The following is a 19,321-nucleotide window of genomic DNA, read 5'->3' on the forward strand; positions in this document are numbered from 1 at the left end:
AGAGAAAGGCGAACCGATGCAGAACCCGCCCGACGAGGAGCGGGAGACCGCTCTGTCCGTGACACCGCCGAAGAAGTGGGCGGCCGGAGTCCCCGCCGTCGTGCACGCGCTGGAGTACTCCCTGGAGCAGACCTCCCCGCGCAAGACCGGGGTGGACCTGCTGACCATGAACCAGGTGGGTGGGGTCGACTGCCCCGGCTGCGCGTGGGCGGATCCCGCCCCGGGCCGGCGCCATCGCAACGAGTACTGCGAGAACGGCGCCAAGCACATCAACGACGAGGCCACCACGCGCCGGATCACCGCCGACTTCTTCCGTGAGCACAGCGTCCCCGACCTCGCGGCCCGCTCCGACATGTGGCTCAACCAGCAGGGCCGGCTCACCGAACCGGTGATCAAGCGGCCCGGCTCCGACCACTACGAGCCCATCGGCTGGAACGACGCCCTGGGCGTCCTGGCGCAAGAACTCCAGGCGCTGGACTCCCCCGACGAGGCCGTCTTCTACACCTCCGGCCGCGCCAGCAACGAGGCCGCGTTCGTCCTCCAGCTCTTCGCCCGCGCCTTCGGCACCAACAACCTGCCCGATTGCAGCAACATGTGCCACGAGTCCAGCGGCTTCGCCCTGAGCGAGACCCTGGGCACCGGCAAGGGCACCGTCAGCCTCGACGACCTCCACCACGCCGACCTGATCTTCCTGGTCGGGCAGAACCCGGGCAGCAACCACCCGCGTCAGCTCTCCGCCCTGGAGGAGGCCAAGCGCAACGGCGGCCGGATCGTGGCGGTCAATCCGCTGCCGGAGGCCGGGCTGCGCCGCTTCAAGAACCCGCAGAAGGCACGTGGGGTCGTCGGACGCGGCACCCAGATCGCCGACCGCTTCCTGCACATCAAGCCCGGCGGCGACCTCGCCCTGTTCCAGGCTCTCAACCGGCTGCTGCTGGAGGCGGAGGACGCCCGGCCCGGCACCGTACTGGACCACGACTTCATCGACGCCCACACCACCGGCTTCGAGGAGTTCGCCCGGCACGCCCGCACCGTCGACTGGGACGATGTGCACACGGCGACCGGACTGACCCGCGAGGAGATCGAGAAGGTCCGCGACGAGGTCCTGAACAGCGAACGCGTCATCGTCTGCTGGGCGATGGGCATCACCCAGCACAAGCATGGCGTGCCCACCGTCCGGGAGATCGTCAACTTCCTGATGCTGCGCGGCAACCTGGGCCGCGCCGGCACGGGCGCCTGCCCGGTGCGCGGCCACAGCAACGTCCAGGGCGACCGCACCATGGGCATCTGGGAGCAGATGCCGGACACCTTCCTCGACGCCCTGCGGAAGGAGTTCGGCTTCGACCCACCGCGCCCGCACGGTCTGGACTCGGTGAACTCCATCAAGGCGATGCTGGAGGGCCGCGTCAAGGTCTTCCTCGCCCTGGCCGGGAACTTCGTACGCGCCGCTCCCGACAGCGAGGTCACCGAGAAGGCGATGCGTTCGTGCCGGCTGACCGCCCACATCTCCACCAAGCTCAACCGCTCGCACACCGTCTGCGGCGACACCGCACTGATCCTGCCGACCCTGGGGCGCACCGAACGTGACGTGCAGGCCGATGGCGAGCAGTTCGTCACCGTCGAGAACTCCATGAGCGAGGTGCACACCTCCCAGGGCCGCCTGGAACCGGCCTCACCGCTGCTGTTGAGCGAAGTCGCCATCCTGTGCCGGCTCGCCCGCCGCACCCTGGACGGCAAGGCGGACATTCCCTGGGCCACGTTCGAGGGCGACTACGGCACCATCCGGGACCGCATCTCCCGCATCGTGCCGGGCTTTCACGACTTCAACGCACGCGTGACCCGCCCCGGAGGCTTCCAACTGCCCAACCCGGTCAACGAGGGCGTCTTCAACAACAAGGTCGGCAAGGCCCTGTTCACCCGCAACGAGCTCGTGGTCCCCCGGGCACCCGAGGGGCACCTGCTGTTGCAGACGCTGCGCTCGCACGACCAGTGGAACACCGTCCCCTACACCGACAACGACCGCTACCGGGGCATCCACGGCAGCCGTCACGTCGTACTCGTCAATCCCGCCGATCTGAACGAACTCGGTCTCGCCCAAGGTGATCGCGTCGACCTGGTGAGCGTCTGGGCGGACGGCACGGAGCGCCGGGCCGAGAACTTCGAGATCGTGCCCTACCCGGCCGCCAAGGGCTCAGCCGCCGCCTACTACCCGGAGACGAACGTCCTGGTGCCGCTGGACAGCGTCGCCGACATCAGCAACCAGCCCACGTCGAAGGGCATCGTCGTCCGTCTCGAACCCACCCGCGACCGGACGCAGCCCACACCTGCCTGACCGTCAGGGACGGCAGTCGGCGCCACCTTGTGGCACAGCTCCTCCAGCAAGCCGATTCGAGCAGCTCGGTGACATCCATGGGCTCGTTGTCGGCCACGTGGTCGGCTGTGGCGTCCCCGGTCATCGCGGCACGTCAGGTCCCTGAAAAGTCTCCAGGGAGCCGGTCTCGGTGTCGTAGCTGCGCAGGGTCGTCAGTCGGGCGGTCCGCGGCGGGGCCGGGAGCAGGTCAGGAATGCGCCGGTCGGCGAAGGCGCCGGCACGGCGGGTCCGGCCGAGGGTGATGTGCGGGGCCCAGCGCCCAGGCCGGTGGAAGGGGTTGAGGGACTCATGCGGGCTGTCCGAGGCCACCGCCTCCCACACCCGCCGGTGCAGTGCGGCCAGCGCGGAGTCGAGGTCCAGCGCCCAGGCGAGCACCGAGGTGGGCCGCTCGAAGCGGATCACACCGGTGCACCGCACGGGCAACGGAAGGGCAGCGGCCACCTCGGCGAGCTCCCAGCGGATCGGGGCGGTCAGCTCCGGGCAAGCGGCGAGCGTGAGGTGGGGCCTGTTGGTCGGTGAGCTGTGGCGCGCCTGACTGGGCAGCCCCGCGTCCGCGAGCCGCCGCCAGGCGTCCTGGACCGCTCGCTCTGCCGCCTCGTCCAACAACAGCTCGACCGTGCGCACCGCCGCAGCCTAGCGCGGCCGTAGCCGGTCCCGGGGCGGCCTGGCCGACGAGGACGACGTTCCCGCGCTGCCGCTCGGCGTTCCGGCGTTCGGCCGCCTCGGTGGTGCGCGGCTCCTTGACGAGGAGGAGCATGGGAGGGAAATCCGGCGTGGCCAGGCAGGCACGGCAAGGTGAAGGGGGACGTTTCATGACCGAGGTGAGGCACCATGCAGGCCATCGTCGTTCGAGACCGTGCCGCCGGAGCAGCCGGACTGTCCCTGACGGATCTTCCGTACCCCCACGCCGCCGAGAACGACGTCATCGTGCGGGTGCACGCCGCCGGCTTCACCCCTGGTGAGCTCGACTGGCCGGCGACCTGGACCGACCGTGCCGGCCGTGACCGTACGCCGAGCGTCCCCGGGCACGAACTGTCGGGCGTGGTCGTGGAACTGGGCTACGGCACGACCGGACTCACCGTGGGTCAGCGGGTGTTCGGGCTGAGCGACTGGGCCCGCGACGGTTCACTGGCCGAGTACGTCGCCGTGGAGGCGCGCAACCTCGCCCCGCTCCCGGCGGACCTGGACCACACGGTGGCGGCCGCACTGCCGATCTCCGGACTCACCGCGTGGCAGGGCCTGTTCGACCACGGTCGTCTCGGGACGGGGCAGACCGTCCTGATCCACGGCGCGGCGGGCGGAGTCGGGTCGATCGCCGTGCAGCTCGCCCGTGAGGCCGGAGCCCGAGTGATCGGCACCGGCAGGGCAACGGCCAAGGAGACGGCACTCGGGCTGGGCGTACACGAGTTCCTCGACCTGCAGAACGACCGGCTGGAGGACCTCGGCGAGGTGGATCTGGTCTTCGATGTGCTCGGCGGTGAGATCCTCGACCGCTCGACCGCACTGGTGCGCGCCGGCGGCACCCTCGTGACCATCGCCGAACCGCCTCGGATCCAGCCCGGGAACGGCCGGGCCGTCTTCTTCGTGGTCGAACCTGATCGCGGGCGGCTCGTGGACTTGGCCCGGCGCACGAGGGACGGGCGGCTCCAGCCGATCATCGGAGGGGTGCGAGCGCTCACCGAGGCGCCCGCCGCCTTCGCGCCCGGGCGGCGCGGCCCCGGCAAGACGATCATCCGAGTGACGCAGGACTGACCAAGGCGCCGAGCGCGTCGCCGTGCTGCTGCACGGCATGATGGCCGATTCGCGGCGTGGTGGCGCGGCGGCCCCGCTTTGGCCGCACGCGGCTGTCGGGGTGATCGCGGTCGACCTGCCGGACCAAGGGCGTCCCCGCGTTGCCCGCACGAGGCTGTCGGGTGATCGCGCCCGACCTGCCCGGCCACGGAGCGTCCCCGCGTTGTGCCGACGCGACCGGTCCTGGTGGAGCGACCAGGACATGGCCGTGGAGGTGTAGGCGGTCAAGTCGTTAGATGTGACGACAGCCGTCAGCCTGTGCCTGTCGTCAGCGGGGAGGGATCAGGACCGCCGACGGCCGGACGAGGGTGGAACGGCGACGGGGAGTCGCACCCCGATGGGCACTCAGCAGGTCGACCGGTAGGGCAGGCCGGGGACGTAGGCCCTCCAGTCCCGGGCGGACAAGCCCCTTCCCGCCCGGGCGCACACGGCTTCGGCGACGGGGTAGGTGCGCGGTGCAGCCGCAGCCTGTCGACGAGTTCACTCGTCCCCGGCTTCGACGCCTCCTCGCAGGCCCCACTCGTCGAGCCGGGAGTAGATCAGCGCGACACGGGCCCTCGGGGCGTCGAGTGCCGTGGCCTCGCCCGTATGGAGCGCCACCAGCGAGTCGGGCCCCCTCCACCAGGTGTCCGCCAGGCCCCTCACCTCGCGGACCGGCTCGTAGCCGTCCCACTCGATGTCGTCGACCTCATCGCCGACCAGTTTGGTGACCCGCCTGGCCCACATCGACGCGTGGTGGGCCAGTGCCAGCGATTCCACCCAGCCCTCGACGGTCGCGTGGAGCGGCGCCCACCTGCCCGCGTGAATCCCGAACTCACCGGACGGGCTGATCATGAACGAGTAGGGAACCGCGGTCCGCTGCGTTCCCGCTTCGAACCACCATCCTGCGGAGTCCGACTCGGGTGAGTCCGGATCGAGGTATCTCGGGCCTCCGTCGTACTGCGACGCGGGTGGCAGGAGGAGACCGCCCCATCGCTTCTGATAGGCCGCCATCCGGTCGATCACCGTGGCGGGGACGTCTCGCTCGAGCCACCACTGCCTGTGATCCTCGACCGGCCGTACGTCGACCTTGACGCCGTGCACGCCTACGAACGATCGAGCCCGTCGAGTCAGGCCGCCTGGTAGGTCGTCGATGAGATGGACATTCACCAGAGGGACGCTACCCAGTCCTGTCGGCGGGCCGTCAGTCCCGGGCCGGCATCACCCGGGTCACCCTGCCTTTCAGGTCGGCGTCGAGATAGCCGGTGGCGTGGCCGTCGCCGAGGTAGACGGCCAGTCCCAGCGGTGTGTCGAACGTGTCATCCGCGGGGCGGACCAGGACGTAACGCGTGGTCGGACGCTTGATGTTCAGGTCCTTCTCCGCCCGTTCCAGCAACGGGGGAAGGACGTCCCAGTCGAACGCGTCCAGACTGAAGGGGCGTTTCCCGCCGGTGATCGAGCTGCTGATGATCCCCTTCTCGACGCCCTGGCCCGAGCGGTAGGTGTAGCTGTCGTACTTGGTGGCACTTCCCTCGACCATGATGTCCGCGGACACATAGCCCGGGTAGATCGTGAGGTCGCAGGCGCGGTCGGTGCCGGTCGCGGCCTTGATCTCCTTCACCGCCGCCCGCAGGCCGTCCGGAGTGAGCAGGTCGGCCTTTGTACCGGCTCGGGATCCCGATGCCGATGGGGTGGCTCTCGGCGGCGCCGAAGCCGGATCCTGCGTATTCGTCGTGGCCGAGCCGGGTGAACCGGCTGCCTTCCTGTCGTCGTTGTCGCCCCCGTTCGGTAGCAACGTCCACATCAGGATGCCTGCCAGCACCGTCGCGACGACGGACGAGGCGATCGCGACGCGGCTCTTCGCGCGGCCTGTGGGTCGCGGCGGCACCGGCTGCGTGGGGCCTGCCGGGTAGGCGGGGCCTGCCAGGTGGGTGGGGCCTGCCGGGTACGGGGTGGGCGATCCGGCCGTGCCGGGCACGGCGTCGTGCGGTCCAGTCGGTCCGAAGCCGGTCGAGGGTCCGAAGCCCGTCGGCGGTCCGAAGCCGGTCGGCGGTCCGACGCTCGACGGCGGTCCGGACCCGGCCGGTGCGGGGGTCGGCCGCAGCGGAGGCGCCAGCGGATACGAGGTGGTCGCGCCCGCCCCGTCGGAAACGCTCGGAGCCCCGTCACGGCCGTCGGCCGCGTCCGCGAGCATCCGGTCGGCGCTTGCCACGTCCGCCCGGAAGGCCGGGTCTTTGACCAGCACGGCGTTCAGGAAGCCGGTCAGCACTCCGGCCCGGGCGGGCGGCGGCAGCTCCTCGCTCAGGAGGGCCGCCAGCGTGGCGAGGGTGGTGCCCCTGCGCAGCGGATGATGCCCTTCGACGGCGACGTACAGCATCATCGCCAGCGACCACAGGTCGGAGCCCGGACCTCCCTCACCCCCGGATATGCGCTCCGGGGCCATGTAGTCGGGTGTGCCGATGATGGAGCCGGTCGCGGTCAGGACGGTCGACTCCCTGATGGCCGCGATGCCGAAGTCGGTGAGGACGGGACGCCCGTCGGGCCTCATCAGAACGTTGGCGGGTTTCACGTCCCGGTGCTGGACGCCGACGTCGTGCGCGGCTCGCAGCGCGGTCAGCACCTCGCGGCCGATCCTGGCCGCCTCGACGGGCGCCAGCGGCCCCTTGTCCAGTCGGTCCTGGAGCGAGCCGCCGGTCACCAACTCCATGACGAGCCACGGGTAGGCGTGTTCCTCGCCGTCCACCACGTGGTGGATCGTCACCACGTTGGGGTGGTCGACACGTGCGAGGGCCCGGGCCTCGCGCAGCACCCGGGCCCGCAGCATCGCCGCGGCCTGCGGATCGTATTCGGCGAGGCCGGGGTCGGACGGCCGTACCTCTTTGAGCGCCACTGCCCGGTCGAGGACGAGGTCGCGAGCGCGCCACACCAGGCCCATGCCACCGCCACCGAGCCGCGCCTGCAGTTCGAAGCGCCCGTCTATGACCCGTCTGCCGGATTCCCCGTCGTTCATGGCCGGGAGACTACGGGATACCGGCTTTCGCGGTCTTGCGCAGGTGGGGACTACCGCCTGCTGGCCCTGCCCGGTCCGGGGGCCGGTCGTCCGGCCCCCGTTCGGCGCCCGGACTCATGCCGCCCGGGCGTTGTCCCGTCGCAGTGCAGCGCGCAGCCACGCGTCCGTGGAGCCCGGGGTGGGCTGTGGGCGGCTGCCCGGCCGGGTCAGGACGACGGCGGTGAGTTCCCAGTACCGGTCCAGTCGGGGCTCGGACGCGAGACGGGCGGCCAGTGAGCGGCGGAAGTCCTGCGTGTCGCGGCTGCGGTAGGCGCTCGCGTACGCCGCGACGTAGGCGTCAAGGGCCTCGCCCGGATGTGGGTCGTGTGCCCGGCGCAGGTGTGGCGCGGCGAGTTCGAAAGCTTCGAGGAGGCCCGCGTACAGCAGGGCGGCGCCCCCGGCTCCCGCTACTCGGTGCACCTCCGGCTGGGGTTGCCGGCCGTCCGGGCAGGGAGCCGTCGTCATCGCGTGCAGCCGGGCGAAGGCGAGTGCCTGGGAGGGGTGCGGTTCGTCGGGCGGCTGGGGGACGGCCGCGTCCAGGAAGGCCGCGGTTGCCCGGGGTGGCATGCGCGGGGGCAGCCAGGTACGCCAGAACCTCGCCAGAGGTGCGGTGCTCGGCGGGGTGCCGAGCGCGGTGAGCAGCCTCAGCCGGCCGGCACGCTGAGTCGGCGGGCAGTCCCGCACCAATCGGAGTGCCGCTTCTCGCCAGCGCAGGGCCTTCACCTCGTTGCCCAGCTCGCGCAGACGGCTGTCGACGGCGTCTTCCAGCGCGCCCGCGGCGGTGTCCTCGTCGTCGAGGATGCGGCGTATCTCGTTCAGGGGCAGGTCGAGGGTGCGCAGGGAGCGGATCAGCTGGAGCCGCTCCAGGGCCGCGGGGCCGTAGCGGCGGTGGCCGCCACTGCTTCGGGCGGCTTCCGGGAGCAAGCCCTGGTCGGAGTAGAAACGGACGGTCTTCACGGTGGCACCGGCGCGCTCGGCGAGTTCTCCGATGCTCCACAACGACTCGCGTGACGTGGACAGTTGAACCTCCCTCAGGGGGAGTTCCTACGGTACCGGGGCGCGGGCAGGGCCGACGCCGTGGCCCGCGGACGATGGCGTGCGCGACGGCGCCGCGTATGGGACGAGTTGCGGGAGGCATTGTGCGGGTGTTCATCATGGTGGCGGGGGCGTTCACGGGGGCCCATGTGTGGCAGGAGACGGCCGAGCGGCTGGTCGCGGCGGGCAGCGCGGTGCACTCGGTCGCGCTGACGGGCATCGACCCGGACCGGCCCGCCACACCGTCGGACGTCGGTCTTGAGACGCACATCGAGGACGTGATCGCGGCGATCGACGCGGCGTCCGGGCGTGAGATCGTGCTCGTCGGTCACGACTACGGGATCCACCCGGTGCTCGGCGCCGCCGACCGGCGGGCGGAGCGCATCGCACGCGTGGTGTACCTGGACTGCGGGATGCCGCAGAACGGCGTTCCGGCGCTGGCCGCGGTACCGGACCAGGCTCTGCGCGCGCAGCTGGCCGGACGCGCCGAGGCGGGCGAGCGCGAGGGTGTGCTGGCGCCACCGGCCGGTGACGAGTGGGAGCGCTGGGGCAGTACCGACGGTGTCGGTGAGGCGGCCCTGGAACGGCTGACCGCCCTGGCGGCGCCTCAGCCGCTGGGAACTCTGTTTCAGCCGCTGCGGCTGACCGGGGCGGTGGCCGCGGTTCCGGTCAGCGGTGTGCTGTGCGCCCGGAACGGCGCCACGATCGACCAGGTGCAGCGGCTCGTCGACTTCGGCGACCCCGCGCTGGCCGCCTTGACCGAACCCCAGGTCACCTTCTTCGAACTGCCCACCGGGCACTGGCCGATGCTGTCCTGCCCCGCCGCGCTGGCCGAGGTCCTGCTGCGGGCCGCGGACGGTGCGGGACACCGTCTGCGTCCGGCCGGGGGCGAGACGACCGCGCCTGCCCATCTGCGCCCGTTCCCGATGGACGTCCCCGAGCTGCCTCGGGACCGCCGGGGGAACGTCGATCTGTACGTCCCCGAGGGGGAGGGTCCGCGACCGGCCGTCGTCTTCGTGCACGGCGGGCCGGTGCCCGCCGGGGCGCGGCCAAGCCCGCGCGAGTGGCCGACCCTGGTGGGGTACGCCCGCCTGGCCGCCGCCGAGGGAGTTGTCGGGGTGACGCTCGACCACGGCCTCCACGACATCGCGGACTATGACCGCGCCGCGGCGGACATCGCCGCAGGGGTGGAACGGGTGCGGGCCGACTCGCGGGTGGACGCCGACCGGGTCGCCCTGTGGTTCTTCTCCGGCAGCGGCCTCCTCACCACGGACTGGCTGATCAAGCCGCCCGCCTGGCTGCGCTGCCTGGCCGCGTCCTATCCCGTCCTGGCCCCTCTCCCCGCGTGGGGGATGGCCGGCAGCCGCTTCCATCCCGCGAGGGCGGTCGATCAGGCGGGCGCTCTGCCCGTCGTCCTCCTCCGCGCCGGTCGGGAGGCACCCGAGATCGCCGCGACCGTCGACGCGTTCGTGACCGCGGCCGCCGACTGCGCTGCGCGGCTCGAGCTGGTCGATGTCCCCAACGGCCACCACGGGTTCGAGACGCTCGACGCGCCGGAGGAGACCGTCCCGGCCCTGCGCCGGGCGATGCGTTCGGTGGTCACCCACCTGGCCCGCTGACCTCCGCCCCACCCGGCACCACCGGCGGCCGGGGGCGATTGCCCCTGGCCGCCGCTCGGCCTGCTGCGGTCTTCCCCCGGTCCTGTGGTGGCGCTGACTCCACCTTCTTCAGGGGGCGGGCGCCATTCTGCCCACGGCGGAAGATCTGAATACTCAGGCCCATGACCAATTCAATGGTGCTTCCGGTGGACCCGCCGACGCGAGGAGGACGAGACAAGCAGAACAGGGGAAGCGACTTCTCCGAACTGTCTCGGCGCATAGCGGAGGAGGGACTGCTGCGCCGCCGTCCGCTCTATTACACGGTCCGTTTCGGACTGGTCGGCCTGGCGCTTGCGGGATGCGTCGGCGCTTTTCTCGCGCTGGGGGACAGCTGGGGCCAGTTGTTCGTCGCCGTCGCCTCGGCCGTGGTCTTCGGCCAGCTCGGACTGGCCGCGCACGACCTCGCCCATCAGCAGGTCTTCTCCCGTCGGCGTCCCAGCGAGGCAGGGGGGCTGCTGGTCGCCGACCTGTTGCTGGGCATGAGCTACGGGTGGTGGATGAACAAGCACACCCGGCACCACGCGAATCCCAATCACGAGGGGAAGGACCCGGACGTCTCACCGGACATTCTCGTGTGGTCGCGTCGGCAGGCACGTCAGGCCCGAGGATTGCCGCGTTTCGTCGGAAAGCACCAGGCCGCACTGTTCTTCCCACTGCTGACACTGGAAGGCCTGAATCTCAGCTTCAACAGCTTCCGGGCTCTGAAAAGTACGTCGGTGAAACGGCCGGTACTCGAGGGCACGCTGCTCATAGCGCATTTCGTGCTCTACTTCGGTGGCCTGTTCGCCATCCTCTCCCCCACCAAGGCGGTGGTGTTCCTGGTCGTGCACCAGGCGCTGTTCGGCGTCTACCTCGGTTCGGTGTTCGCGCCCAACCACAAGGGGATGCCGATGATCGAAGAGGGGACCCGGCTGGACTTCCTGCGCCGCCAGGTCCTCACCTCGCGCAACGTCCGGGGCGGCGTGGTGATCGACGCCTTCATGGGCGGGCTCAACTACCAGATCGAGCACCACCTCTTCCCCAGCATGCCGACCCCCGCGCTGGCCCGGGCGCAGGTCATCACCGAGCGGTACTGCGCGGAGCTGGGCATCCCGTACCACCGGACCGGGCTGATCGCCTCGCACCGGGAGGCGCTGCGTCACCTCAGGAGCGTCGGCGAACCGCTGCGCGCCCCGGCGGAGGACTGACCCGGCGGCGGGCGGCCCGGCTGTGACCGGGCCGCCTCAGGAGCCGGGCGGCCGCCCCGACCGCGCGTCCGCTGCCAGGTGCGGTGCGGCACCCGGCGGCGGTGAGGTCGACGTACGGGCCGGCCCTACAGGTCTGCGGCGTCCACCACGTCGCGCAGGTCGACGAACTTGAAGCCGGTCGCGGTACGCGTGCCGCCCTCTCCGTCGGGGACGTCAGGGGTGTCGTGACCGTCCTGGACGACCAGCAGGCCGTTGGGGTAGCGGTGACCGAGCGGCGCGTTCAGCACCGCGGCTCCGTCGCACTCCTCGGACCCGTCGAGCGTCGCGGAGGCCGCCCCGACCCGGAAGCCGCCCTCGTACTCGTTCTTCTCGCTCACCTCTCGGTCGTACAGGGCGAAGGTGTCGTCGCCCTGGCTGGAGACGAAGAGGTAGCCGTCGCCGTCCGGTTCCCGGAAGAGCGTCAGGCCCTCGACGTCCGCGGAGAGCCGCTCGCCGCCGAAGCCGGGGTCGGCACCGGGCGTGCACTCCTCGGTCTCCTCGTCGTAGACGCCGGGGACGCCGTACCCGCGGACCTTGTCCACCAGGACCGGTTCGGCGGTGAGGTCGGCGCGCATCCGCCAGATGCCGATGGCCTCCTGGGCGGCGTAGAGCGTCCCGGTCGCGGGGTCCACCACCATGCCCTCGACCTGCGGGAGTTCACCGGGTTCCGCGCAGGGGGACCACGTCGTGCCGTTCGGCAGGCGGAAGGACGAGGGCAGGTCGAGCGTGCGGACCTTGCGGTACGTGACCGTCCCGCCGGCGGTCGGCCTGAGCTCGACCAGTGCGAGGCTGGTCCGCTCTCGCCGGCTGACCAGGGCGTAGGTCCGACCGGAGGATGTGTCCTGCCAGGTCGCGAGGCCGTACGCGGTGCGCTGGTCGTTGATCTCGTCCTGGCCGGTGGAGAAGACCGGGGCGACGGCCGGGTCGGTGATGTCGGTCAGCGGGCCGCCGGGCCTCGACGGGTCGATGCGGTAGATCCGCAGCCGGTCGTTGCCGCGGTCACTGACCACGGCCACGTCGGCCCGGCCGGTGGCGGTGCGCAGGCCGGTGACGAGGTCCACGTTGTTGTACCGGCCCGGCGCGTCGTGCTCGGCGGGCGGACGGGGCGCGGGCAGCGTCTGGACCAGGCGGGCGCCGAGGTCGTACACCCGCAGTCCGCCCTCCTTGGCGGTCGCGATGACCAGGCTGCGGCCGGGGTCGGCCGCGTTGCGCCAGATCGCCGGATCGTCGGCGTCGGAGTTGCCGCCCGCCTCGTCGTCGAAGAGGGGCGGGGTCTCGGCGACGGGCGTCACCGTCGGCAGTGCCCCGCCCTCGGCCCCGGCCCGGGCGGGGGCCAGGAGGAGGAGTGCGGCGGCGGACAGGACGAGGGCGGTTCTGCGCCGGGTGCGGTGTGTTCTCACAGCCACTTCCATGGTCGACGTCGAGGACATGCCATCGTGCGGGGAGAACGTTGCACGCAGGAGGCGGCGTTCTGTACACGTGATCACGGTGGAGCCGACCGCACGCCAACTGCCGTTCACCGCCCCACGGTACGGGTGTGAGCGGCGCGGTGAAGGGGCTGCCCGGCGACGTGCGCTGCCCGTCCCCCCGTCAGTGCAGCGGCTTGTCCAGGACGGCCTTGCGGTGGCTGAAGGTCTCGATGGAGTAGCGCCCGTGGTAGTTGCCCATGCCGCTCTCCCCCACTCCGCCGAACGGCAGGTCGGAGACGGTGAGATGGGCGAGCGGCAGGCCGTACCCCAGGCCGCCCGAGGAGGTCTCGTCGGCGAGCCGGCGCCGCGTCCCGTCGGACTCGGTGAAGACGTACAGGGCGAGCGGCTTGTCCCGGTCGTTGATGAAGTCGATCGCCTCGTCGATGCCGGGGACCGTCACGATCGGCAGGATGGGACCGAAGATCTCCTCCCGCATGACGGGCGCGTCGGGGTCGACGTCGGCCAGGACGGTCGGCGCGAGGTACTTCGCCGTCCGGTCACCCGTGCCGCCCACGACGGTGCGGCCGGAGTCGAGCAGGCCGGTGAGCCGGTCGAAGTGCCGTTCGTTGATGATCCGCCCGTACGCGCCGGAGGCGGCCGGGTCGCTGCCGTACAGGGCTCGCACGGCGTTCGCGAGGAGCGGCTCGAGAGCCGCCGCGGTGTCCGGATCGGTCAGGACGTAGTCGGGGGCGACGCAGGTCTGTCCGGCGTTGAGGAACTTGCCGCGGGCCAGCCGGTCCGCGACGACGGTCAGGTCGGTGTCGCGGTCGACGAACGCGGGGGACTTTCCGCCGAGTTCGAGGGTGACGGGGGTGAGGTGCTCGGCGGCGGCGCGCATCACGACGCGGCCGACCGTGCCGTTGCCGGTGTAGAAGATGTGGTCGAAACGCTCGGCCAGCAGGGCCGTGGTCTCGGGCACCCCGCCCTCCACCACGGCGACCGCGTCGGTGTCGAGGTAGGCGGGCAGCAGGCGGGCCAGGACGGCGGAGGTGGCGGGGGCCAGCTCGCTCGGCTTGGCGACCACCGCGTTGCCCGCGGCCAGGGCGCCGACGACGGGGGCCAGCAGGAGCTGGGCCGGATAGTTCCAGGGGGCGATGACGAGGACGACGCCGAGCGGGTCGTACTGGGTCCAGACCGTCACATCGGTGCCGAGGTGGGCCGGCGCCGGGGCGGACTCGGGGCGCAGCCAGTCGGCGAGGTGGTCGAGGGTGTGGTCGATCTCCCGGACGGTGAAGTCGATCTCGGTGCGGTAGGCCTCCGTGGCGCTCTTGCCCAGGTCGGCGTGGAGGGCGGCGGCGATGTCGGCGCCGTTCTCCGTCAGCAGGTCGCGCAGCCGGCGCAGCTGGGCCGTGCGCCACTCGACGGGCTTGGTACGGCCGGTGCGGAAGGTGGCGCGCAGCCGGGCGACGACGTCGGCGGGCTGCTCAGGGGCGGAGTCGTTCACGGGTACCTCACAGGCTCACAGTCGGATGTATATAGCAACCTTCTGACCGCTGCCCTTGATTCCATCCTTTCCGCACCACATCCGTGCCGTGTGTCACAGCAGGCCGGAGCCCCTTCTACAAGCGGCCCTCGAGAGGGCAGGCGCGCAGGAGTGCCGCGGCGTCCACGCGCAGGGGCATCGGGACGGTGTGGGAGGCCGGCGGGCGGTGTCCGGGCTCGAGCCAGCTCTCCAGAGCCGTGAAGGCCGAGCGGTGGCACGGCGTGAGCGGACGCAGACGCTCCGGGAAGGTGTCGACGAGGGCGTCCGTGTGGGTGCCGCCTTCGATGCGGTAGTAGCGGTGCAGGGGGCCGCGGCCGGCTCGGCGCACCATCCGGGCGTAGACGTCGGAGTCCTGCCCGATGGGCAGCAGGACGTCCAGGGTGCCGTGCAGGGTGATCAGCGGTTTGCCGATCCGCCCGGTCAGAGCGATCTTCTCCACGGCCCGGTGAACCTCGGCGGGCCGGGCGGCATAGTCGTAGTCGGCGTCGCAGGCCGGTGTGCCCGGGACGCAGAAGGGCGTGCCCGCCTCGATGGGGCCGTCGAATCCGGGGTCCAGTTCCTCGCGGTAGATGCGCTGGGTCAGGTCCCAGTAGACCTTGTGGTGGTACGGCCAGAGGAACTCGGAGCCGGCCGGGAAACCGGCGGTGTGCAGAGCTCTGCGCGCCGCGTCGGCCTCCTCGCCCCCGGCGGCGTACACGGGGTGGTCGCGCAGCGCCTCGGGCAGGAAGTTCAGCAGGGTGGGGCCGTCGGAGCGCCACAGGGTGCCCTCCCAGTCGACTCCCCCGTCGTAGAGGCCCGGACGGTTCTCCAACTGCCAGCGCACGAGGTACCCGCCGTTGGACATCCCGGTCACCAGGGTGCGTGCCGGGGGTCGGTGGTAGTACCGGGCGACCGTGGCCCGGGCGGCCCGGGTCAGCTGAGTGAGCCGGTCGTTCCATTCGGCGATGGCGTCGCCCGGCTCCTTGCCGTCCCGGTGGAAGGCCAGGCCGGTGTTGCCCTTGTCGGTGGCGGCGTAGGCGTAGCCGCGGGACAGCACCCAGTCGGCGATGGCCCGGTCGTTGGCGTACTGCTCCCGGTTGCCGGGGGTGCCTGCGACCACCAGACCGCCGTTCCACCCGTCGGGCAGGCGGATGACGAACTGGGCGTCGTGGTTCCATCCGTGGTTGGTGTTGGTGGTGGACGTATCGGGGAAGTAGCCGTCGATCTGAAGACCGGGCACCCCGCTGGGTACGGCCAGGTCCTTGGGCGTCAGGCCCGCCCAGTCGGCCGGATCGGTGTGGCCCGACAGGGCCGTGCCCGCCGTGGTCAGCTCGTCCAGGCAGGCGGCCCGCTGGTGCTCCGCCCCCGGCACGCGCACCTGGGTTGGACCCGTGCAGTGGCTGCCGCCCGGGCCGGTCGGTGCCGCCGCCGCGGGCGCGGGTGTGAGGGTGACGACGAGGGCGGCCAGGGCCAGGCCCGCCGGTCCGCCGCGTCGCCGCGAGGCTGCCGGGGGGCGGAAGGAGAAACGCATGCGGGAGCCTCCGCGGTCGGGGACTGGGATGCGCGGGACGCTATAGCGCGGTTTCGCCGCTCCCTATGGGGCTGCCGCCCACTATCCGCGGCCGTGGCGTGGCTGCCGGCACCATCGGACGCCGACGGGTATGCCAGGGAAAGTGGGTTCGCGGGGACGCGTCCTTGGTCCGCGACGCGGGTTGGCCTGCCTGATCCGGCGGCGGCCCCTTGCCGCTCAGGCGGCCTCTCGAGCGCACTGCCGACCGCAGGCGGTGCCTGCCGTGATCGACGCTCGCGCAGCGCGGGCACGCCGGGCGAAAGCCCAGTCGCTCGCACACCGCCGCGCACGTACACCGCCGTCCGGTCGGTAGGCTGCGGTTCATGACGTCGACTCAGGCGGGGTCTCGGCCAGTCAGTTCCCCGACCGCACTGCGAGCTGTCTCTTTGACCTCGCTGGGCGTCTTCCTCGTCAGCTGGGCGATGTGCGCGGTGAACGCTTATGCCTTGCAGGACGACCTGCCGAGCACCTGTGGCGACCTGCGTCGGCAAAGCTTCCCGCCCGAGGTGGCGTGCGCGTCCGCGCAGGGCACGCTCACCGGTGCGAACGCCGGTTGGATCGAGGCTTTGTTCTTCACCTCGCTCGTGGTGTTCGTGCTGTGCGCCGGCATGGTGTCGGCGCTCGCGACCGTCCGCAGGAAGTGACGCGCGCGCATCTGCCCGGGGGAACTCCCTTCCTCTGCGCCGCGAGGGAGGGTCCACCGTCCCGTTCGGAGGTGCGCGGCCCCGGCTCGCTGTCAGTGCCCGCTGGCATCATGGCGGGATGACGATCATGGACGTGGTACGCCACGAGGTTGCCGAGGAGCGCGTGGAGGACACCCTCCACCGCGGTATCCGCCGGGCCATAGGACACTGGTCCGACCTGCGCCACGGCGGCCGTCCTCTGCGGCAGGGGCTGCGGGAGATGGGCGGCGACCTCCTCGATTTCGTGGCCGCCCGCACCCTGGAGGACCCCGCGCTGGAGACGCCGAAGTCGCGTCAGATCCTGCTCACGGCGGCGGAGTGCGCTCTAGGGGAGCTGACGTTGGGCTGTTTCCCCGACGGCGACTGGGACGTTCCCCTCCCCCTCGTCGACGAGACGCTCTCCAGCGAGGAGATGCACTACGACGAGCGCTGGGAACCGGCGGCACCGGCGACCACCGCGCAGACCTGGGTCCGGGCCTTCGCTCTGTGCGTGATCAGCGGCCTCGTGTGGGAGCGTGGCCGCGTCATCGGCCCGCTGCTGAGCAAGGACTACGCCCCCGCCATCCGCGACGCGGTGCCCTACTCGAAGCGGGAGTCGGTCTCCACACCGTCCGGCCTCGCCGAGATGGACGCGCTCTGCGACTACCTCACCATCGTGCAGGGGCCTCGTCCCGGCGCTCTTCCCGGCTCCGTCCCGCTGGAGAAGCCTGCGGACGACGTGCGCCTCCGCGCGGCTGAACGGCTCGACGCGGCCGGCCCCCTGGACCCGGACCAGCGGCTGCTGCGCACCTTGCTCGCAGACGACCAGTCGGTCTTCGAACAGGCCCTGGCCGACAGGCTGTTGGAGCATCGCGCGAGCGTCGGCACCGACCCTGCGCCCCGCACCCTGCTCCCGGTCCGGACCGTGGCCGTGGCCGCGCTCGCCTGCCTTGCCCACGGCTGGAAGCTGGGCGTCCGGTCCGACTACCTGCCCGACTCCCTGTTGCACGCCCCGCACCACTGACGAGGTACGACCCACCGCCGTGGTTCAGCTCTGCTTGGCACGGGCGACTGCCTCGCGCAGGGCTTGCGAGAAGAACCTGCCGTCGGCGTCGTCGCCCAGCGCGACATGGTAGGAGCTCTGCTCGGATCGGCCGGACCACAGGGCCGTGATGGTGACACCACTGTCCTCGGGCAGGCGGCGGCCCCCGGGGAACCGGTCGGCCAGTGCGCTGTGCTCGGCCAGGGTCATGCCGTCCAGCCGTGCGGACAGGACCGTCGTTCCGGTCGAGGACCTGGTCACCGCCACGACGAACCAGCGCGGTGTGAACAGGGCGAGCGTCCGGTGCTGCGGGTCCGGGTCGGCCATGCCCTTCCAGCGGGACAGCAGGCCCGGTGTGTAGAGGCGGGTGCTGACGGTCAGGCAGCAGGCCACCGCGTTGGCCAGGACGTCCCCGAGCGAGCACGCTTCCGCATGGCCGGCGATCGCCTCGCCCAACCCCGGATCCACTTCCTCCGGTTCGCAGTAGCTGCTCTCGCGCCGGTACAGCCGCACCATGGGCCCTCGCTTCGGATTGCGATCGAGGCCGCGAAGGCCACGCTGCGATCCTACGGAGACAATGCCAGGTGTCACCGGAGAATCTCGGTGCTCCGGTCCGCCGTGAGTGCGGTGAGGAGGGGAAAGGCGATGAGCAGCGCGACCGCGACGAGGCAGCCGCTTGCCCAGAGCGGCCCGAGCTCTGCGGCTCTGGTGCCGAGGGTGGCTCCGGCCAGGACGGGGCCGACGGCGGCGCCGACGTTGAGCGCCACGGTCGCATACGAGCCCGCCATGGTCGGGGCTCCCGCGGCTTCGTAGAGGACCCGCGTGATCAGCGTGCTGCCCAGCGCGAACGACAGGGCGCCCTGCACGAACACGAGGGTGAACAGGGCGACCGGCTCGTCGGCCAGCATCGCCAGGGCCGGCCACCCGATGAGCAGCGGCGGACCGCCGACCGCGATGACCGGGCCGGGACGCCGGTCGGACAGCTTGCCGGCGACGGTGACGCCCACGAAGGAACCGGCGCCGAAGAGCACCAGAGCGACGGAGACCCACAGCTCACCCAGTCCGGCGCTGTCGGTCACCACGGGGGCGAGAAAGGTGAGGCTTCCGAAGGTGGCCGCGTTCACCAGGGCGCCGAGCAGCATCACCAGGATCAGCCGCGGCCGTGCGAGGCGGGTGAGTTCCGCTCGCAACGCCGGCCTGCCGGTCTTCTCGACCTCGTCACGTCCTGCCGGGATCCCCTTGAGGATGCCGGCAGCCGCAGGCAGGCAGAGGGCGGCGACAGCCCAGAAGGCGGCCCGCCAGCCGAACATCGTGCCGAGCATCGAGCCGCCGGGGACACCGGCGATCGTGGCCACCGTCGTGCCGGACAGCAGCACGGCCAGCGCGCGTCCCTTCCTGTCGGACGGGACCAGTGCGGCGGCGGCTGTCAGAGCGACGGCGAGGAACCCCGCGTTCGCGAGCGCGGCGACGACCCGGGTGGCGAACAGGACGGGGAAGCTGGTGGTGACGGCGCCCACGGCGTGAGCCGCCGCGAAGGCGAGGATGAACCCGAGCAGGCCGGAGCGTCTGGGCCAGTCGCGGGCAAGCGCGGCGACAAGCGGGGCACCGACGATCATGCCGATCGCGAAGGCCGAGGTGAGAGCGCCTGCCGTCCCGACTGTCACGTCGAGGTCCGAGGCGATGTCCGGCAGGAGACCGGCGAGCATGAATTCCGAGGTGCCCATGGCGAAGACCGCCATGGCGAGCAGGTACAGCGGAAGAGGCATCGAGTGGCTCCGAGGTGAGGAGAAGCACGAGAAGGTCATCTCGTCACCGCGGCCAGCCCCGAGAACTGACGCGCCGGGCCGCGGAACGCGGCGCGACGGCAGGGCTACGGACTCAGTGGTTCAGGGGGCTGACGGCGTGACCGAAAGCCCCCACCTTGTCCGACTCAGGACTCGACATGGCCCGCACGCTACCCGACCGATGCTCCTCGAAGCATCTCGGTTTCACTGACTGGCCTGTGTCACC

Annotated in this window: 15 protein-coding genes; 6 read left to right on the forward strand and 9 right to left on the reverse strand. The window is 71.6% G+C overall.

What is annotated here, in order from left to right; genetic code table 11:
• The first annotated feature begins 16 nt into the window (after positions 1 to 16).
• Positions 17 to 2,329 carry an FdhF/YdeP family oxidoreductase gene (locus tag AB0I06_RS17030; RefSeq protein ID WP_363119588.1) on the forward strand — a complete coding sequence of 771 codons (2,313 nt, stop codon included), beginning with the start codon at positions 17 to 19 and terminating at the stop codon, positions 2,327 to 2,329.
• Between the two features lie 120 nt (positions 2,330 to 2,449).
• Here the strand turns inward: AB0I06_RS17030 and AB0I06_RS17035 are convergent, their stop codons facing one another.
• A complete protein-coding gene (locus tag AB0I06_RS17035; RefSeq protein WP_363119589.1) occupies positions 2,450 to 2,992 on the reverse strand; it encodes a 2'-5' RNA ligase family protein in 543 nt (180 codons plus the stop codon).
• 207 nt (positions 2,993 to 3,199) lie between these two features.
• Here AB0I06_RS17035 and AB0I06_RS17040 point away from each other — a divergent pair, with 207 nt between their 5' ends.
• Positions 3,200 to 4,120: an NADP-dependent oxidoreductase gene (locus AB0I06_RS17040; RefSeq protein WP_363119590.1), complete on the forward strand. Its 921-nt coding sequence runs from the start codon at positions 3,200 to 3,202 to the stop codon at positions 4,118 to 4,120.
• A gap of 519 nt (positions 4,121 to 4,639) precedes the next feature.
• On the opposite strand, the gene AB0I06_RS17045 is transcribed toward AB0I06_RS17040, so the two are convergent.
• From AB0I06_RS17045 to AB0I06_RS17055, 3 genes are all read right to left on the reverse strand, one after another.
• A complete protein-coding gene (locus tag AB0I06_RS17045; protein ID WP_363119591.1) occupies positions 4,640 to 5,308 on the reverse strand; it encodes a hypothetical protein in 669 nt (222 codons plus the stop codon).
• Between the two features lie 34 nt (positions 5,309 to 5,342).
• A complete protein-coding gene (locus tag AB0I06_RS17050; RefSeq protein WP_363119592.1) occupies positions 5,343 to 7,148 on the reverse strand; it encodes a protein kinase in 1,806 nt (601 codons plus the stop codon).
• A gap of 114 nt (positions 7,149 to 7,262) precedes the next feature.
• Positions 7,263 to 8,207 (reverse strand): MerR family transcriptional regulator, encoded by a 945-nt coding sequence (locus tag AB0I06_RS17055; RefSeq protein WP_363119749.1) that lies wholly within the window; start codon positions 8,205 to 8,207, stop codon positions 7,263 to 7,265.
• Positions 8,208 to 8,326: 119 nt separating this feature from the next.
• Between AB0I06_RS17055 and AB0I06_RS17060 the strand changes: the two genes are divergently transcribed.
• Positions 8,327 to 9,841: an alpha/beta hydrolase gene (locus AB0I06_RS17060; RefSeq protein ID WP_363119593.1), complete on the forward strand. Its 1,515-nt coding sequence runs from the start codon at positions 8,327 to 8,329 to the stop codon at positions 9,839 to 9,841.
• 161 nt (positions 9,842 to 10,002) lie between these two features.
• Positions 10,003 to 11,067, forward strand: a complete 1,065-nt coding sequence (locus tag AB0I06_RS17065; RefSeq protein ID WP_363119594.1) for a fatty acid desaturase — start codon at positions 10,003 to 10,005, stop codon at positions 11,065 to 11,067.
• A gap of 125 nt (positions 11,068 to 11,192) precedes the next feature.
• On the opposite strand, the gene AB0I06_RS17070 is transcribed toward AB0I06_RS17065, so the two are convergent.
• From AB0I06_RS17070 to AB0I06_RS17080, 3 genes are all read right to left on the reverse strand, one after another.
• Entirely contained in the window at positions 11,193 to 12,506 is a 1,314-nt protein-coding gene (locus AB0I06_RS17070) for a phytase (protein WP_363119595.1), read from the reverse strand.
• Between the two features lie 190 nt (positions 12,507 to 12,696).
• On the reverse strand, positions 12,697 to 14,019 hold the full coding sequence (locus tag AB0I06_RS17075; protein WP_363119596.1) for an aldehyde dehydrogenase family protein: 1,323 nt from the start codon (positions 14,017 to 14,019) through the stop codon (positions 12,697 to 12,699).
• Between the two features lie 115 nt (positions 14,020 to 14,134).
• Complete coding sequence (locus tag AB0I06_RS17080) at positions 14,135 to 15,568, reverse strand: tannase/feruloyl esterase family alpha/beta hydrolase (protein WP_363119597.1); 1,434 nt, start codon at positions 15,566 to 15,568, stop codon at positions 14,135 to 14,137.
• 362 nt (positions 15,569 to 15,930) lie between these two features.
• On the opposite strand from AB0I06_RS17080, the gene AB0I06_RS17085 reads away from it, so the two are divergent.
• Together AB0I06_RS17085 and AB0I06_RS17090 are read left to right on the forward strand one after the other, a co-directional pair.
• On the forward strand, positions 15,931 to 16,251 hold the full coding sequence (locus AB0I06_RS17085; RefSeq protein WP_363119598.1) for a hypothetical protein: 321 nt from the start codon (positions 15,931 to 15,933) through the stop codon (positions 16,249 to 16,251).
• Between the two features lie 118 nt (positions 16,252 to 16,369).
• Complete coding sequence (locus tag AB0I06_RS17090; RefSeq protein ID WP_363119599.1) at positions 16,370 to 17,293, forward strand: Imm49 family immunity protein; 924 nt, start codon at positions 16,370 to 16,372, stop codon at positions 17,291 to 17,293.
• Between the two features lie 24 nt (positions 17,294 to 17,317).
• On the opposite strand, the gene AB0I06_RS17095 is transcribed toward AB0I06_RS17090, so the two are convergent.
• Together AB0I06_RS17095 and AB0I06_RS17100 are read right to left on the reverse strand one after the other, a co-directional pair.
• A complete protein-coding gene (locus tag AB0I06_RS17095) occupies positions 17,318 to 17,827 on the reverse strand; it encodes a hypothetical protein (RefSeq protein ID WP_363119600.1) in 510 nt (169 codons plus the stop codon).
• A gap of 71 nt (positions 17,828 to 17,898) precedes the next feature.
• A complete protein-coding gene (locus tag AB0I06_RS17100; RefSeq protein WP_363119601.1) occupies positions 17,899 to 19,077 on the reverse strand; it encodes a Cmx/CmrA family chloramphenicol efflux MFS transporter in 1,179 nt (392 codons plus the stop codon).
• Positions 19,078 to 19,321: the final 244 nt, after the last annotated feature.

This window comes from Streptomyces sp. NPDC050674 (assembly GCF_040654575.1).
In the GTDB taxonomy this organism is placed as follows: domain Bacteria; phylum Actinomycetota; class Actinomycetes; order Streptomycetales; family Streptomycetaceae; genus Streptomyces.